This window comes from Citrobacter sp. W9, from assembly GCF_026719375.1.
Classification (GTDB): domain Bacteria; phylum Pseudomonadota; class Gammaproteobacteria; order Enterobacterales; family Enterobacteriaceae; genus Citrobacter; species Citrobacter werkmanii.
This window is the reverse complement of the sequence record NZ_JAPPTE010000026.1, coordinates 1-16,459: the sequence shown is the minus strand read 5'-3', so window position 1 is coordinate 16,459 and position 16,459 is coordinate 1. Positions and strand designations below refer to the sequence as shown.

Annotated in this window: 13 protein-coding genes; 11 read left to right on the top strand and 2 right to left on the bottom strand. The window is 51.0% G+C overall.

Annotation, left to right across the window (positions count from 1 at the left end; all coding sequences use genetic code 11):
* The first annotated feature begins 34 nt into the window (after positions 1 to 34).
* From OOJ59_RS24405 to OOJ59_RS24360, 10 genes are all read left to right on the top strand, one after another.
* A complete protein-coding gene (locus OOJ59_RS24405) occupies positions 35 to 439 on the top strand; it encodes a DUF6750 family protein (protein WP_048227642.1) in 405 nt (134 codons plus the stop codon).
* A gap of 183 nt (positions 440 to 622) precedes the next feature.
* Entirely contained in the window at positions 623 to 1,354 is a 732-nt protein-coding gene (locus OOJ59_RS24400) for a hypothetical protein (protein WP_069325142.1), read from the top strand.
* A gap of 71 nt (positions 1,355 to 1,425) precedes the next feature.
* Positions 1,426 to 4,479, top strand: a complete 3,054-nt coding sequence (locus OOJ59_RS24395; protein WP_048227643.1) for a conjugal transfer protein — start codon at positions 1,426 to 1,428, stop codon at positions 4,477 to 4,479.
* Positions 4,476 to 5,048 carry a conjugal transfer protein TraV gene (locus OOJ59_RS24390; protein WP_161556285.1) on the top strand — a complete coding sequence of 191 codons (573 nt, stop codon included), beginning with the start codon at positions 4,476 to 4,478 and terminating at the stop codon, positions 5,046 to 5,048. The genes OOJ59_RS24395 and OOJ59_RS24390 overlap by 4 nt, the downstream gene beginning before the upstream one ends.
* Positions 5,049 to 5,060: 12 nt before the next feature.
* A complete protein-coding gene (traW, locus tag OOJ59_RS24385) occupies positions 5,061 to 6,263 on the top strand; it encodes a conjugal transfer protein TraW (RefSeq protein ID WP_099530111.1) in 1,203 nt (400 codons plus the stop codon).
* Complete coding sequence (traX, locus tag OOJ59_RS24380; protein WP_145996427.1) at positions 6,260 to 6,802, top strand: conjugal transfer protein TraX; 543 nt, start codon at positions 6,260 to 6,262, stop codon at positions 6,800 to 6,802. Before traW ends, traX begins: the two co-directional genes overlap by 4 nt.
* Positions 6,803 to 6,858: 56 nt before the next feature.
* Entirely contained in the window at positions 6,859 to 9,018 is a 2,160-nt protein-coding gene (locus OOJ59_RS24375; RefSeq protein WP_099530113.1) for a DotA/TraY family protein, read from the top strand.
* 61 nt (positions 9,019 to 9,079) lie between these two features.
* A complete protein-coding gene (gene excA / locus OOJ59_RS24370; RefSeq protein WP_087879562.1) occupies positions 9,080 to 9,712 on the top strand; it encodes a plasmid IncI1-type surface exclusion protein ExcA in 633 nt (210 codons plus the stop codon).
* 302 nt (positions 9,713 to 10,014) lie between these two features.
* On the top strand, positions 10,015 to 11,223 hold the full coding sequence (locus OOJ59_RS24365) for a secretion/conjugation apparatus DotM-related subunit (protein ID WP_048227648.1): 1,209 nt from the start codon (positions 10,015 to 10,017) through the stop codon (positions 11,221 to 11,223).
* Between the two features lie 52 nt (positions 11,224 to 11,275).
* Positions 11,276 to 12,475 (top strand): thioredoxin fold domain-containing protein, encoded by a 1,200-nt coding sequence (locus tag OOJ59_RS24360; protein WP_099530116.1) that lies wholly within the window; start codon positions 11,276 to 11,278, stop codon positions 12,473 to 12,475.
* 55 nt (positions 12,476 to 12,530) lie between these two features.
* Here OOJ59_RS24360 and OOJ59_RS24355 read toward each other — a convergent pair whose 3' ends face one another.
* The gene (locus OOJ59_RS24355) at positions 12,531 to 13,661 is read right to left on the bottom strand and encodes an RNA-guided endonuclease InsQ/TnpB family protein (RefSeq protein WP_145996428.1); all 1,131 of its coding nucleotides are present in this window, start codon (positions 13,659 to 13,661) and stop codon (positions 12,531 to 12,533) included.
* Between the two features lie 108 nt (positions 13,662 to 13,769).
* Here OOJ59_RS24355 and trbC point away from each other — a divergent pair, with 108 nt between their 5' ends.
* Entirely contained in the window at positions 13,770 to 16,070 is a 2,301-nt protein-coding gene (trbC, locus tag OOJ59_RS24350) for an F-type conjugative transfer protein TrbC (RefSeq protein ID WP_069325145.1), read from the top strand.
* Positions 16,071 to 16,369: 299 nt separating this feature from the next.
* On the opposite strand, the gene OOJ59_RS24345 is transcribed toward trbC, so the two are convergent.
* The coding region (locus tag OOJ59_RS24345; RefSeq protein ID WP_231877188.1) for a hypothetical protein at positions 16,370 to 16,459 on the bottom strand (90 nt) is incomplete at its 5' end.

The window sequence follows — 16,459 nt, the reverse complement described above, 5'->3', positions numbered from 1 at the left end:
CACCATTCGTTTTTTTATAACCCAAGGAGACACCATGTCACTTTTCCGTGCTATTTCCGCGCGTATTTATGCCGTTGTTATTTTCTGTCAGCTGACCATGATGAAGTGCCGTGAGCGAATGATTCAGGGGTTGTGTGCCCTGGCCACGTTCCTGTTACCCGGCATGGCCTTCGCCGAAGGCGATCTTGCTGACATGCTTAGCAGCGCCGCTGCCGGTGCTAAAAGTGGTAAAACTTCTGGCCTGGAAATTGCCCAGGCGATCGGAGTATTCATCTTCATCGGTTCCCTGCTGGCTTTCAAAAAAGTTGGTACCAACCCGCAGATCACCGTGGGCCGCTGCTGTGCAGGTCTGGCTATTGGCGGTCTGCTGGCCGTTGTCCCTGAAGTTATGAGTCGTACCCAGAAACAGCTTGGTACCAGCTCCGTCAATATCAGCTAAGCACAGGAAAGGGTCGGTGTTTACCGACCCTTTCAGGAGAAAACGATGAGTAATAAGAAAAAGACACCTGACCTTCGGTGGCTACATTCACTTCCAGTACCTGATGTTGTCCATACCACAGCCCCCCAGCTTCCTGCCCCTGTGAGCGTTTCAGGGGGACGCTGCTATTGCTGCGGTGCTGATATGAAACATCTGTTTATGTTACCGGAATCCCTGCCCTTAACCCGACTTGCGGAAGAAGCACATGATGCAAAGGCCAGACTCGTCAGAGCGAAAGATACGCTGGCTCAGCTGGCGTCCCGCCCCACGCCACAGGTACCGGCTGAATACGAAAAACATACTCGTGCACTGAAAGCCGCACAAACCGGGATGCAGCACGCATCACTTGCAGCCCGCCGCCTTGCCCTGCGCCAGATTCCCACCGCGCTTCTGACCGATACCGGTTTACTGTCTGATACTGAATATGCTGAGTTCGAACGGCTCACGCAGCCGTTTAATCTCTGTTTTATCTGCCACGCCTGGCATGCCCTCAACGGGTTTGCTGCTGCTCAGGGGGTAATGGTCTGGTTACCGGATCTGCATCCACGTAATGTCGTCGCCCTGAACCGAAAAGCGCTGCAGGCCGTCTTCAGCAACATTCCTTACAAAATTCGGGAGGGTCGCCGGGTGCTGTCGGAATTGACCCGGCATCGATTGCCTCTGGAAGAACGTTTCGGAGGGTGGCGGCCTGCTGATTATGCCGATGCGCTTAAACGCTTCCCGCCAGTCATTCGCGATGACATGCGACAGAAAATGAATGGAGTGGCGTTGATCCTTACACCGGATTCAGTAACGGACAGTGACGTGCTGTCAGAAATCCCGCAGAAAAAAATAGTATCGGCGCTGCCCACTGGCACCACTGTCACACAAAACTGAAGCGCACCTCGTCACACAGATGCGCCATCGAGCCCATCAATACACGCCATCCTGGTGGAGTCTTCACTGCTATGAATATCAACCGCCTTGTCTTCGCCATTGAAGACGTTATGAACACCTTTTCCCGTTTCACCATCTCTGCTGACTTTGTCGACTATTGCGACATTCGCACTGTGATCGGACTGGACAAACACGACCTGGAACTCAGACCCTGGCTGGAAGCACCTTATATTGGCGTAACCCATCATGGTTATTACCTCTCTGTATTTGAAATTTCCGGGGCATTGCGTGAACTATCAGAAACCGCCTCAGCCGACCATCCGGATGCGTTTGAAGGAATGATCGCGCACCTCACATCCACACTCAGTACGACCTGGAAAAATACCGGCCATAAGTTGGCCTTCATTTTTGAACGAGATCCGGAAAAAGGGCGTGACGAAGTCAGCACCATGATCGCCCCACAAAAACGCTCAATTCAGCACATCGGCATCCAGTTGGATGACCTGCTCAATGAAAAGGTAAACGTAATTTCACCTTGGCTTGTCCGTGAGCGATGCTGGCTTGCCGTCTGGAGTTCACCGACACTGGTGAGCCATCAGGAAAGAGCAGATTTCAATACCACCGTTCGGGCTATCCAGGATAAAGCGCCGGTCGCGCGCTTTGGACAGGAGCCCTGGCGCTGGCAAATGTCTGGTCTGAAGATCAGGCATGACAGCTTTATCTCTACTCTTGAAAAAGCACTCGTACGCGGCGGAGACGGCTTACTTGTCCGCCTGCTAGACGTGCCTGAGTTCTGTAACGAAATCAGACGTGAAACAGCACGTAACAGCACATCGGCAGCATGGCGCCCGGCACTGCCGGGGAAAGCCGCACCCTCGGGTACGCTTCAGGATGATGACGCCACGGCTCTGCTTGCTCCCTTCCTGAATTTTCAGGTTTTTGGTTGTACACCAAAAACTGAAGGTAATCTTGTGTTTGCAGAGGGACTATGGCATGGCATGGTAGCCATAACTCTGCCTCCTCAGAACCCCAGCCCCTTCAATGAACTGGTTAAACTGGTTCCACGTGCCGTTCCCTGGCGTATTCGGATCGATATAATGCCGGGTGGGATGAAGGCGCTGGGCTGGAAAAAGAATATTTCATCATTTGGACAATTTATTCCCTCCATTCGTCCTCTTTACGACGCTTTTACGCAGTTGGCTGAAACGGATGAACGAGATCCAGTTTGTGTGATGACCATTGTGGCTTCCACCTGGGGGCGTACCCGTGAAATATGCACCCGTAATCAGATGCTGCTTGAATCAGCTATGCAGGGATGGGGAGTCTGTAACACGACCACAACCTTCGGTGATCCACGTCGGGGATGGGTAAACAGCATGCTGGCAGCGTCAGCAGGTTCAGGCCCCGTCCCGCTTTATCCGCCACTATCCCATGCGCTTTCTATGCTGCCCTTCAACCGACCAGGTTCCGTCTGGCGCGGGGAAGGTAATTTGATGCTGCACACTGAAGACGGCTGCGCCTGGGAAGTTGGGCTGGGTTCTTCACGACAGAACAAGCACACCGAACTTGCACCAGGTGACTCAGGTCTTGGTAAGTCGGTACTGATTAATACCCTGACGGAAATACAGGTATCTTCCGCCCAAGTTTCACTTCCCTATGTGGCGCATATCGATAAAGGGTTCAGCGCTATGGGGTTCATCCAGCTGATTCGTGACAGTCTGCCGGAGGAGCGAAAGGACGAAGCCGTCGGTATTATTCTCAGCAACGACCCGTCTAAGTCGCGCAATGTTTTCGATATCCTGTACGGTGCCCATAAGCCAGTAACGCCGGAGAAGCAATTTATCGCGTCCATGTTGATGGCCTTCTGTATAGAACCGGATAAAGGGACGCCTCCTAACCCGACCGATACCCGGCAGATAGTGAACCGCCTGATTGATCTGGCGTTCGACATGCGCAGCGGTATTGAGCCAAACATGTTCCGGTCAAACGTAGAGCCAGAAGTGGATGAGGCACTGGAGTCATCCGGGTTGAGAGATGAGCACGATCAGGAATGGTGGACTGCGACGCCATGGTATGAAGTACGTGATCTCCTCCATGAGCGCGGGCAGTTATCCGCGGCTCAACGGGCGCACTATCAGGCAGTACCCGAACTCGCTGATATGCCAGCGCTACTACGCAGTGAGGCAATTCAGGAGAGTTTTGGCAGAGTACAGCGTGACGGTTCACAGGAGCCACTGCTGGAATACATTGAGCGTTGCATGATTCAGGCTCGTCAGGACTATCCGATGATGGCCAGTCGGACTCGTTTCGCGCTGAACCCGAACACACGCATTATTGCCGTAGACTTAAACAACGTCGCCGGCGATAAGACTCCGGCAGGCAGACTGAAAACCGGCATAATGTTCCTCTTTGCTGGCCACATAACAGCTGGTGATTTTACGCTTCCTCAGTATCAGGAAGAGATAGTGAAAACGGTGCCGGAAGCCTATCTCCCGGGCATTATGCGGCGTATCAACCAACTCGACAGCGAAATGAAAACCAAAATCTACGACGAGTTACACAACGTCAAGGGCATTGATTTCATCTTCGAAGCGCTGGACACGCAGGACAGGGAACAGCGTAAGTTTGGCATCCGCACGGTGTTAAGTACCCAGTTCCTTACCGACTACCCGAAAAGCCTGCTCGATTCTGCCAACACCCTCTGGCTGCTGCGCTACCGCCAGGAAGACATCCCTCTTTTACGGGACAGTTTTAAGATCCCCGAACACAATCTCCATGCTTTCCTGCGTATGCCAGCCGGTCCTGCTGCAGACGGTAGTGGAGTACCGATGCTGTGTATGATGCGCACGACCCAGGGCACGCTGGCGCGGATTGTCCGGTTTACGCTCGGACCGCTGGAGCTGTGGTCGCTTAACTCAGACAAAAAAGACGGTGCGCTACGCAAAAATCTCTCCGCGACGATCGGCACTGCCCGTGCCCGTCAGTTGCTGGCAGATAAGTTCCCACGTGGGTCTGCAAAAAAACTCATTGAGTACAGAGAGCGTAACAGTGGCGTCCGTGGTGATAAGGGTGTCATCGAACTGATGGCGGACGAAATGATTAACGAACTGGGGTATGACCTGTGATGTGTTCCATCCACCTGACGCCACGCTGCCGTCGCCCGGCAAAGGGACAGGTCAGACTTTCACGCCTGATGATCGATGTTGACGGCGTGGAGTTTGTTCTACCATCTCGTCACTTTCGTACAGACAGTGCAGTGAACTCTCGTGCTGTATACGCTACTGATCGTCGGGCTCCACAAGAAGCCTGTGGCGTTCTTCTTACGATCAAAGATCGTCCTCGCCAGTTGGTTACTACGGCCATATGGCAGGTAAAAGAGCCAGGCGAACAGGTGCGAGAATCGCGTCATGTGGTCCAGTGGCTGTTACCTGAGGATATAAGGACGGTGTTAAGTGATGATACCTGGTTATGGCCGGAGGGGGCAGAGACCCCACAACTCAGCCCAGGAGACTGGCCGGTACTGGATATTACCCCTTCAACTCACTCACGGATCGCTCGTCGTGGGTTGACTATCATAGACACCCGCAGCCGGGAAGGACGTATCAGCAGACGCTTTCAGACCTTCCCTCTGGTAGCCCTCGCCCCCGACCCACAGTCAGCTCGCCTTCCCAACGTATTTACCCCGCTCAACTAAATGGAGAATTTCATGATACAACGCCATCTCCCCGCGCTGGCGCTTGCCATCGCGTCCAGCCTTCCCACAGTTGCCAGTGCTTTAACAGTCAACGTGAACTCCAGTGTTCCGATAACTACTCAGGTTCTGCCTGAGATGGCCACCATCCAGGCAACGCTGGTCGAAATACTACAGATGCAGCAGGCCACCGGTACAGCAATCACACAGAATGCTGACAAGCTCGGTGCGCTGATTAATCAGGATGGACAGGCCACCCGTCAGCAAATGATTTTCAATAATGAAACCCAGCGGCTGGAAGAAGCTCGACAGAGTTTTTCGGTACCGGATTCGGTCTGCAGTGATTCAGCCTCCGGCGTTGCTGCACAAAGTAAAAGTGCGTCAGGTAGTACTGCATCAAAACTCTCTTCCGGCAAAGGCGTTTCCAGCTCAGCGGTGCGTAAGAGGATTTCCACTGCATCAGAAGAGCAGGCCCGCGACGCTTATGACGGTGCGAACGTGCATGCAGCGTACTGCACAGCAGCAGAATATGAGCGTTTTGGTGGGACGGGGATCTGCCCAGCCGTCAGCAAAATGCCCGGTGGTGACAGCCAAGTACGCTCGATCTATGGTGGAGCAGGACCGGAAGGGACGGCACCAGCACTGTCCTGGACACAGGAACAGACCGACGCCGCAATGGCCTACATGAAAAACACATCGCGCCCTTCGGCCGGTCGCACGCCCGGTAAAGGTGAAGTCAACACCGTAACCGGACGGACGTATGTAGGATTGCTCAACGAGTACAACGGTATCACCGATGCCGCCTCTGAACCTCAGCTCTCGCTGATTGCCGACAGTAAGCCTAGTGAAACCACCCGTGATGCCCTGAAAGAAGCACTGCAGTCCCCTTCCGCAGCGCAGTATTTTGATGATGTGGCTTCACCGGAGGCGAAAGCGAAAGGCTACATGAGCCAGCGAGAATTTGAATCCTTTGAGGCCGGACGTCGATATGCCAATACAGCCTATCTCTCTGACCTGCAGCAAATGAACGGAGATAACCTTATGCGCGAACTCATCCGAACCACGGCGCAGATGAACTGGCAACTTAATGACATTAAAGAGTTGATACGCAAAGGGAACGTTATCGACGGCCAGTTGCTCGCTGCCTTTGCCCGTCAGTCCTATGCCCCACGACTAAAACAACTCGAATCAGCCATGAACCAGGGAGCGGCCAAATGACATCTGAAAAAATAGTCTCACGAAAAAAAAGCCTCACCGGGCGTATCACCATCGGATTGCTTAGCATCTTTCTACCTGTGCAGGAAACGAAGTGGTTTCTACGATCAGCTCAACACATGACATCACGCAATCTGGAGCGAATGCGTGATGCCTTTCCTGAGCTTAACACCGACGACAAACTGCCTGCTTCTCCTGATTGGGAAAAAGCCGTTGAGGAATCCGGCTGTACTACCGAACAGCTGGATAAGGGGTATGTTAGCCAGCGCCGGCGCTGGCGATTTCTGTTCTGGCTTATGATTATACTCGTTCCGCTTGCACCACTGACAACATTCATCATCGGTGGGAGTATCACTGCACACCAGATCAGCACCTGTGTGGTGCTGTTTTCCGGCGCTGGCGTGGCGTGGTCAAAAGCGCTAATCGTAACCTATCGACTGTGGCAGTTACGCAACCGGCGTGTGAGTCTTGCTGAAGGAGGCACCTTTCAGCATTTCAGGACGGAAACACATGCCTTACGAGATTCCATTCTCGGAAAATAACGGCCCTCTTCTGCCCCAACCGCCATCCCGGCATTCATGTTTTATCCGGAGTTACCGTGAAAAATCTCATTCGTGCGCTTTGTGCAGGGCTGCTTATACCTGCTATCCCGGCACGCGCCGGTGTCACTTACGATGATATAGTCTCTGCTGCGACCAATGCCCAGGACCTTTCCCGACAGGCTCTGGTCACTATCTTCGGCGACGTGGTGCTAGACCCTCTCGCCGCCGGTAATACCACGATGATCGGGAATCTGTTTGCTCTCTTTAACGGAATTATTGCCGTCCTTGCCGTCGTCTGGTTTGTAATTATTGGCTTAAAGTACATCAACAAAACGGGGCATCAGGGCAAGGTATTCAGTGGAGATCGCGATATCACCAGTACGCTGAGTACAGTCTCAGGATTCTTGATGATTATTCCGACAGCCAATGGCTGGAGTATGTCACAACTCATCATCCTCTGGGGCGCATCGATTATGGGGGTAGGTTCTGCCAACCTGATGGTGTCCAAAGCAGCAAGTGATATTGCCAGCGGCTACTCCCTGACTGTGCAGCCCACACAGGCCTCAACCCGTACTTCTGCACGTGGCATTTTTGAGATGCAGCTGTGTAAATACGCCATCAATACAGCACTAGACGATTACAGCAGCACTGCCAATTCCACCACAGCAAAAATGATGGAGATATCCAGTTCGTCTGGAGGGAATTATACCTACCGGGTCACTAATGGCAGTGGAGTGTGTGGCACAGCAACAATTCCGGAACAACAGAAATCAGGCTCCTCGTCTGGCTCTGGGAGCTTCTTTAATCCCTTCAGTAATAGCGACACACGTGAAGTCGTGGACGCACAAAACAAAGCGATGGAAGCAATGATTCAGGATATGGATAGCGCTGCCAGCGAGTTTGTTACAGGATTTATGAATAAGCGAACGACCGGAAACGGCACACTCCCGGATATAGAAACCCGCATTCAACGCGCTGCCAGCAACTATGAACAAACAGTACAGCGTGCGCTGCCGGCACAGAGTGAGCAAAATGGCATTCAGGATGCTGTCAGGAATTACCTCGATACATACGGCTGGGCGGCTCTCGGCGCTTGGTATCAAACTTTCGCAACGGCCAACCAACGCCTAACTGAAGTTGCCAGTCGCGCGCCGGCGACCAGTGGGATGTCCTCTTTAGGGGAAATTGGCAGCGGTGATCTTTTCAGCGCGTTAATGAGTGCCTATCGAACTCAGTTGCAAAACTCCAGTTATGTTCCTCCTGCAGGCACAACAACATCGAAAAATGAGTTAAACGCATCAGAGGGTAATGATCCAAATAGCATACTCATGAACTCCATTTCCCCATTTTTCGTAAGTTTAACAAGCAATATTGCAACAAATTATAGTGGAACTGGTACTACAACAGGACAAGTAAACCCTTTAGTTAAGATGAAAAATGTTGGGGATTACACTCTTGTTGCAGCTGAAGGTACTTTGACAGCTTACACCATCCTACGTGCTGTGGTTGCAGGGGGGGAATCATCGCTTCTTGGAAAAGTTGTCAATATGACAGGTGCAATTAGTGCTGTAGATAAAGGGCTTGATGCCATTTCCCCAGCAGTTTACTTCTTGTTATTACTTATGTTTAGCGCTGGATTTACACTTTCAATTTACTTGCCATTTATTCCGTTTATCTACTGGATGACTGGTATTGGTAACTGGATAGTAAGTGTTTTGGTGGGTTGTGCAGCTGGGCCTCTGTGGGGGGCCACACATCTGGGTACGTCTCAGGACCGAGGTAGTCGAGCAGCATATGGTTACATCTACTTTATCGATACCATGATTCGTCCCTCACTCATGGTTTTTGGATTTTTCTTTGCTTCCGTTGCTATTGTTGCGACCGGAACTATCCTTCATGCACTTTTTGGCGCAGCTCTGGTCAATGTTCAAGCAAACTCGTTGACAGGGTTATTCAGCATGGCCGGTTTTTTAATGATTTATGCTCGGATTTGCACAACTCTTGTATCTAGCATATTCGCTTTGCAGGCCTATTTACCTGACTACGTCATTTCCTTCCTTGGTGGTCGGGATGCAGCCAATACCCTTGGAAGTATGGCTGGCTCAGTGAAAGATATGTTTGTAGCCGGTGGGAGAAATATACGGCATACACCTGGAGTTAATACTAAGGGAATGAATGGTCCTGGTGAAAATAATAATGATGGAATAAAAAGCTAATGAGTGGACATCTATACAGTGTCGCTATAATATAGATAACAAAACATAAGGAGGGTTGACTATGAAAGATAGATTCCCTAAGTGGTGGGTTTTATACTCTGTAGCAAAATCATTATTTTTGAAGTTCGGCATTATCTCATTCGTGCTGATCTTCTTGCTTTGCTCACTTTCTATCTCAATGGATGAGTTTGTTCGCGCGGAGGCGTATCTATACGCATTAGCGAGTTGCTTTCTGTTAGTCGCTCCATTTGCTATCAATTATGCTATAGCCAATAATCGCAAAAAAAAGATCCTTGCTGTTATTGAGAAAATCAAGGATACAGGGCACTTCAAGCCGGACATCAACTCAGAAGGCTGGCTCTTCTGGCAAAGTACCTATCTGGGTTTCGACTTCCAGCAAGGAACGTTTTTGTACATCAGAATCTATCCTGGCAACGTTATGGATGTCATTGGTTTCGATGCTTACAGCCTAACCCGTACAGAGGTTGAAGACTCAAAGCTGCGCCTGTTCACAAAGTTCACATCGTTGCCGATGATTCTTATTGATACCGGCGCTGCATCCAGTATTGCTAACCATTTGCACGCAATGAACAATAAAGGATACAGCTATAACTTTAACTTCAATGATGTCGTGAATAAAAAACGTGCCGAGATCGAAGCTCTGACAGGACTACCAGTTCCCGTTCTTGCCTAAAACACATCTACTCCCCTCCAATAAATAGCCGGTTTAATTACCGGCTATTTTTATTAACGAAGATCATTGCCCTGAAAATTCACTCTAAAACAGACAATGATAATTAAAACCACAATCTGACTCCTTATTGATTATTACTCAAATAAAGGGGATCCATATCAGATCCACAATAATTTAATTTTTAACCAATCAATATATTTTCACCTTCCGTTTTCATCAGTAAACACGCCTACAGACTTTAGATAAGTCCATGCGTTGTTGCCCTTTTTTATTTAGTTAGTCTTCATCTTGGGAGTTTATCCATGACATCCGCTCGCGTGGGATCGAATGACCCGCTTGAATTTCTCGGCGCCCTCGCCATCCTGGGCATTATGGTTCTGCTTGTCGCTTGGCTGTACTTGCCCGAGTTTGTGTATTGGTCATGTTTCATTTTGCATATCCTGTGGGGTATGGCTGACTTTGGACCATTCCATACCTGGGCCGCACCGCGCTATAACCTGTTGGCCGTCACCGCCAACAATGCCCAATACATCACGTACGATCAGTGGATCAACGTGATGGAGCAAACTACAGGGATCTTGATGATATTCCTCATTCCCCTGTCCACCGCTTCCCTGTGGAGCTGGTTACACCATCCAGCCCGCAACTGGCAAACTCGGCGGGTACTCGACATAAGTACATTGCCGTTCGCCATGGAAGCTATTTCTCCTGCAATTTCCCCCATCCTTAGTGAGGGAGATGCCAGTCGTCTCTTGTTGGATAAACGTCGCCCGGAAAGACGTCCGGCACAAACCCCGGAAGGTTTCGTAGAAGAACATCAACTCATCAGTAACATGCAGCTCGATGTTGCCCGCTGCCGGGCTGTTTTCATGGCGCAGCTGGGACGTCCGCTGAATGGATGGAAAAGCCTTGCGCCGCATGAAAAAACTCTGTTCGCAATATTCGGCCTTCAGTTTTTCCTGGACGATCGCCCGGCAGCAAAAGCGCTGATGGATGAACTGAACCGTTCCTGCCGTCTCAAAAGTCGCCGTGATAAGGGGAAATTCTCAGTACCAGTCTATGCGCTGGCCAGAACTGCCTTTAAGCGTGTCATCCAGAGCGAAGGCGCGAAAAAGTGGTTGCATGAGCACCGCTACGTCAGAAGTGGCATGGTCTGGCTGTACGCACATGATTTACGGCTGACACCGCCTAACTGGTTATGGCTCAAGGGAGTGGATCGTCCCCTCTTCTATGCCCTGCACCGGGCAAACACCACCAAAGGATTTATTGAAGGAGCAGGTATCGTCGCCGTCGCCCGCACCGAAAGTGAGGCTATACGACTTGGCCTGCCCTGCCCGCAAGCCTGCGTCGATGAAGCCATTGAGGGACTGCGCATCGATATGCTGTCCTTGGGGCTAATCTGGGACGAACCTCAGCCAGACCGAGACCGCAAGCGCCGCATCCGGACCAACTGGTCACTGACGGAAGATGTTATCACTCGCCCGGGAGGCGACGACGCTCCCATCTTCTGAAAATCCGAACATATCTAACGCGAATTAACATACCGTCTACTGGAGTCTCCTTATGTCACAGAAAAGCACCTACACCACCTTTCGTTGTAACGATTTCATTTACGACACAATTGTGGTTTTACATCAAAGCGGAGAAGGCGATCCTCAGGCCCTGCTCATATTCCGCGAACCACAGCGTATGGCCATTCATGATAAAAAACTCATTGCCTTTTATGAGCTTTCAAAAGAAGCCGTGACACTTCTTGATGACCCGATGCACGATGCGGTAGAAGTATTCAACACCATTGCACTGCAACTCAAAACTCAGAGTAAGGCGGTGATAAAACGGCGAATTAAAGCCCTTGCCCTGTTTGTTGGCGGTGCGTTGATTGCGTCCTCGTTATGGTTCATGGGTACAAGCAACCATACCTCACTTAATTTCAGTAGCACAGAACTGACAATACCTGAAGAGCCTGTCCCTGTTCAGCCACGACAGTCTGCCGCTATTCAGGGACAACCTAAAATGACGGTTCTCCCGCCGACTGACAATACAGTCAGCCACGTTGCACAGGCTGAATCCGCCAATATGCAGAATATTATGAAGGAAAGCCATGAATCCTTACCGGCCTCTCCTGCTGAAGCATTGCAGACGGCAGCAACACCGGTAACTCCCCCTACGCCAGTAACAACAGAAGCGACGGAACAGTCAGCCCGACAGAAGATGGTAGCCATACTGAAGCGCAGCGCCGATCGGGGTCTGTTCACCATCCCACTCTCAAACGGACATGAACGTACGCTGTATGCATTCCTCGATCCAACCTGTGCGGTTTGCAAAAGCATGGAACCAGCAATCGAACAGCTGGCACAAAATTACAACGTGGTCATTTTCCCTGTATCTGTAGTCAATGACGGTGGCGATGCCGTAGATAAAATCGTTCCGGTATTGTGCGAGAAAGACCTGACTGCCCGTGCTTTAGCATGGAGCGACCTTTTTCGCCCGGACGCAGGCATGCAGGTTCCTGGACAGGCGACCTCTCAACAGGTGAGTTCAGACTGTTCCGTGTCGGCTCAAGCCGTAGTGGCCGTAAACGATACAGGCTTCCGCGCATTTGGTTTCTCAGGTACACCGACAGTGCTGACTGACACAGGCATTCGTCTGGCAACAGGCATGCTGGCCGCACCTGATAAAATCGCTCACTTCATGAAAATTACCGATCCAATGACACAAGAACAGGTCGACCGTTTTGTGAGTTCCCTTAGCATCCAGGAGTAACCCTTGACTGCTCCCAGCCCTGAAGAACGGGGATTCCCACTTCAACGAGCCGAACCTAAGCCGCGTGATGCGGTTCAGGATTTACAGGCTCTCCATGGGCTAACACTGCCAGCCCGGCAGCTTTTATATTACGGGCCGCGTTGATATCACGATCATGGTCTGCCCCGCATTCAGGACAGAGCCACTGACGAATATCAAGAGGCATGTTTTTCATGGTAAAGCCGCAACAGCTACAACGTCTGGAAGAAGGGAAATACTGGTCGATAGCGACAACGCTACGCCCTGCCCATTCCCCTTTGTACTGTAGCTGGCGAACAAGTTCGCTCCAGCTTGCGTCAGCTATCGCTTTTGACAGCTTTGGGTTGCGGATCATGTTTTTCACCTTAAGGGATTCGACGCAAACAACTTGGTTTTCGTTAATCAGTTTGCGGGACAACTTATGCAGGTTATCCATCCGGCAATCGGACATTTTCGCGTGGAGTTTGGCGACCTTTAAGCGGGCTTTGGCACGATTCTTTGAGCCTTTTTTCTTCCTGCTTAACATGCGTTGCTGCAAAGCCAGTCGCTTCGCATATTTAGCCGTGTGGCGTGGATTGCTGGTTTTGAATCCGCTGTCGGTGACGAACAAATCTTTTAAACCAACATCAATGCCGACCGTGGAAACGGTAATCGGCAGTGATACAGGTTCAAACTCGCAAAGACAGGATACGAAATATCGTCCGGCGGCATCTTTGGTGATAGTGACAGTGGATGGCGCAGACGGCAACTGACGGCTCCAGCGCACATATAACGGCGCCTTGCTCTTTGCCATGTACAACTTGCCGTCACGATATTTAAACGCGCTCGCAGTGAACTCAACCGCCTGCTTGTGGCGTTTGCTTTTGAAGGCTGGATATGCGGCTCGTCCGGCGAAGAAGTTAGCAAAGGCCATTTGTTGGTGGCGTAGCGCCTGTTGCATGGGTACGCAGGAAACGTTATTCAGCCAGGCGAATTCTGGCTCTTTTTTCAGTGCAGTTAATCGCGCGCTGGCTTGTATATAGCCGATCTTTTCCTTTCGCTCGTAGTACGCATCCGTGCGCCAGCGGAGGATGCTGTTATAGACAAAACGTACACAGCCAAACGTCTGAGCTAAAAGCTCAGTCTGCTCTGGTGTCGGGTAAAACCGGTATTTATAGGCGCGTTTCATCGTTTCACATACTAAAGAGGACAATTTGATTATGCAAAAGGCAGTTAGCCGGAAAACCGCTTCCTTTCCTCCCCGGCCTAAAGGCCGGGGTTTCCCGGAGGCATTCTGATGAATAATACGCCCGTAAATCAGGCGCTAATGAAGCGCAATGCCTGGAATTCCCCTGTTCTTGAGCTTATGCGCGACCACCTGCTGTATGCCGGAATTATGGCTGGAAGTGTGGTGGCGAGTTTTATCTGGCCACTCGCCATACCGCTCTTTCTTTTGCTGGCCATAGTGGCCAGCATCAGCTTCGGTACCCACCGCTGGCGCATGCCGATGCGAATGCCAGTCCACCTCAATAAAGTAGATCCGTCTGAAGACAGGAAGGTACGACGCAGTTTTTTCAGAGCATTTCCCTCACTGTTTCAGTACGAAACAACGCAGGAAAGCAAAGGTAAGGGGATATTCTACATTGGCTATAAGCGAATGAATGATATCGGACGCGAGCTGTGGCTCACCCTTGACGATCTGACCCGCCATGTAATGTTCTTTGCCTCGACCGGTGGCGGGAAAACCGAAACCATCTATGCGTGGATGCTCAATTCATTTTGCTGGGGACGGGGATTCACCTTTGTTGACGGCAAGGCGCAGAACGACACTGCACGTACCTGCTACTATCTGGCTCGCCGCTTTGGGCGTGAGGACGATGTGGAGTACATCAACTTCATGAACAGCGGCATGTCCCGCAGTGAGATGATCCAGAACGGAGATAAAAGTCGGCCACAGTCTCACCAGTGGAACCCCTTCTGCTACAGCACTGAGGCCTTTGTGGCTGAGACGATGCAATCAATGCTGCCGACCAACGTACAGGGTGGAGAATGGCAGTCCAGAGCTATTGCAATGAACAAGGCGCTGGTCTTTGGCACAAAGTTTTACTGTGTCCGTGAAAACAAAACCATGTCATTGCAGTTGCTCCGCGAGTTTATGCCGCTGGAGAAACTGGCCGGGCTTTACTGCCGTGCCGTGGATGATCAGTGGCCAGAAGAAGCTGTCTCTCCGCTCTATAATTATCTGGTAGACGTACCGGGTTTCGATATGGCCACCGTGCGGCAGCCTTCAGCCTGGACAGAAGAGCCGCGCAAGCAGCACAGCTACCTGACGGGCCAGTTTCTGGAAACCTTCAACACATTCACAGAAACGTTCGGCAATATCTTCGCTGAGGATGCCGGCGACATCGATATTCGTGACAGTATTCACAGCGACCGCATACTCCTGGTGTTGATCCCGGCCATGAACACGTCGCAGCACACAACCTCTGCACTGGGGAGAATGTTTGTTACCCAGCAGAGCATGATCCTGGCCCGGGACCTTGGACACAAGCTGGAGGGACTGGACTCAGAAGCGCTTGAAATCACCAAATACAAAGGCAAATTCCCCTACATGAATTATCTCGATGAGGTGGGAGCCTACTACACTGAGCGAATAGCCGTTCAGGCTACACAGGTACGCTCTCTTGAGTTTGCACTTGTAATGATGAGTCAGGACCAGGAGCGCATTGAAAATCAGACCTCAGCGGCCAACGTCGCAACCCTTATGCAGAACGCAGGCACCAAAGTCGCCGGAAAAATCGTGAGTGATGATAAAACGGCAAGAACAATCAGTAATGCTGCAGGGCAGGAAGCCCGGGCGAATATGGTCAGCCTGCAGCGGCAAGACGGTCTCATTGGCACTTCCTGGATCGATGGTGACCACATCAATATCCAGATGGAGAACAAAATCAATGTGCAGGACCTGATTAAGCTACAACCCGGTGAGAACTACACAGTGTTTCAAGGTGATCCAGTTCCAGGAGCATCTTTCTACATCGAACCTCAGGATAAAACATGCAATGCCCCCGTCATTATCAATAGATATATCACGATTAACCCACCGAATCTTAAGCAACTGCGCAAACTTGTCCCACGAACAGCACAGCGCCGTCTGCCGGCAGCGGAGAACGTCAGCAAAATCATTGGTGTACTTACAGAAAAACCCTCGCGCCGGCGTAAAGCGGCCAGAACTGAACCCTGGAAGATAATCGATACCTTCCAGCAGCGGCTGGCCAATCGGCAGGAAGCACACAATCTGATGACAGAATATGACATGGACCACGGAGGACGGGAAGAAAACCTCTGGGCAGAAGCGCTGGAGATCATCAGAACAACCACTATGGCGGAACGAACAATCCGGTACATCACACTCAATAAACCTGAGTCAGAATCGACGGAAGTAAACGCTGAAGAAATTCAGCTGGCGCCGGATGCAATATTGAGGAACCTGACACTTCCACAACCTGCCTATGTTCCTCCTGCCCGGCACAGAAACGAGCCATTCTTCTCCCCAAAACAGACAAGTTCACCACAGCCAGATATGGAATGGCCAGAGTGACAGTTCAAAAATTTGTCGGGTTTTAGGAACAACTGCCGATAATCAAAATGATATAGCACGAAAGGAAATGAAATGAAGAAACTAATTTTTGCCGCACTCTTTGGTTTTTCAGCCGTTGCCGCTGCAGCGCCCCAACCTGTTGTAGACGCCAATGCCGTGGCGCAGTTGACTGAAATCCGTAACATCCTCCTCACGAACCAGCAGAAGGCGTACGCCTGCTCCGATGGCGAGAAGCTTTATACCGTCGGTTTGCAGATTAAACGTAAGCGTACAGCGAGAACCGTATTGACGGGAACGGGTTATTCAGTTGGCAGGGTTATTCGCCAGGGTAACAGTTCGCTGACCTGATTGACCGGCCAGTCAGCTATGACGTTGAGCACATGACAGAG

Excerpts from the sequence above, each read along its gene's own strand:
- trbC (WP_069325145.1), top strand. The coding sequence starts at position 13,770 with ATGAATAATACGCCCGTAAATCAGGCGCTAATGAAGCGCAATGCCTGG.
- OOJ59_RS24360 (WP_099530116.1), top strand. The coding sequence starts at position 11,276 with ATGTCACAGAAAAGCACCTACACCACCTTTCGTTGTAACGATTTCATT.
- excA (WP_087879562.1), top strand. The coding sequence starts at position 9,080 with ATGAAAGATAGATTCCCTAAGTGGTGGGTTTTATACTCTGTAGCAAAA.
- OOJ59_RS24365 (WP_048227648.1), top strand. The coding sequence starts at position 10,015 with ATGACATCCGCTCGCGTGGGATCGAATGACCCGCTTGAATTTCTCGGC.
- traX (WP_145996427.1), top strand. The coding sequence starts at position 6,260 with ATGACATCTGAAAAAATAGTCTCACGAAAAAAAAGCCTCACCGGGCGT.
- OOJ59_RS24355 (WP_145996428.1), bottom strand. The coding sequence starts at position 13,661 with ATGAAACGCGCCTATAAATACCGGTTTTACCCGACACCAGAGCAGACT.
- OOJ59_RS24400 (WP_069325142.1), top strand. The coding sequence starts at position 623 with ATGAAACATCTGTTTATGTTACCGGAATCCCTGCCCTTAACCCGACTT.
- traW (WP_099530111.1), top strand. The coding sequence starts at position 5,061 with ATGATACAACGCCATCTCCCCGCGCTGGCGCTTGCCATCGCGTCCAGC.
- OOJ59_RS24405 (WP_048227642.1), top strand. The coding sequence starts at position 35 with ATGTCACTTTTCCGTGCTATTTCCGCGCGTATTTATGCCGTTGTTATT.
- OOJ59_RS24395 (WP_048227643.1), top strand. The coding sequence starts at position 1,426 with ATGAATATCAACCGCCTTGTCTTCGCCATTGAAGACGTTATGAACACC.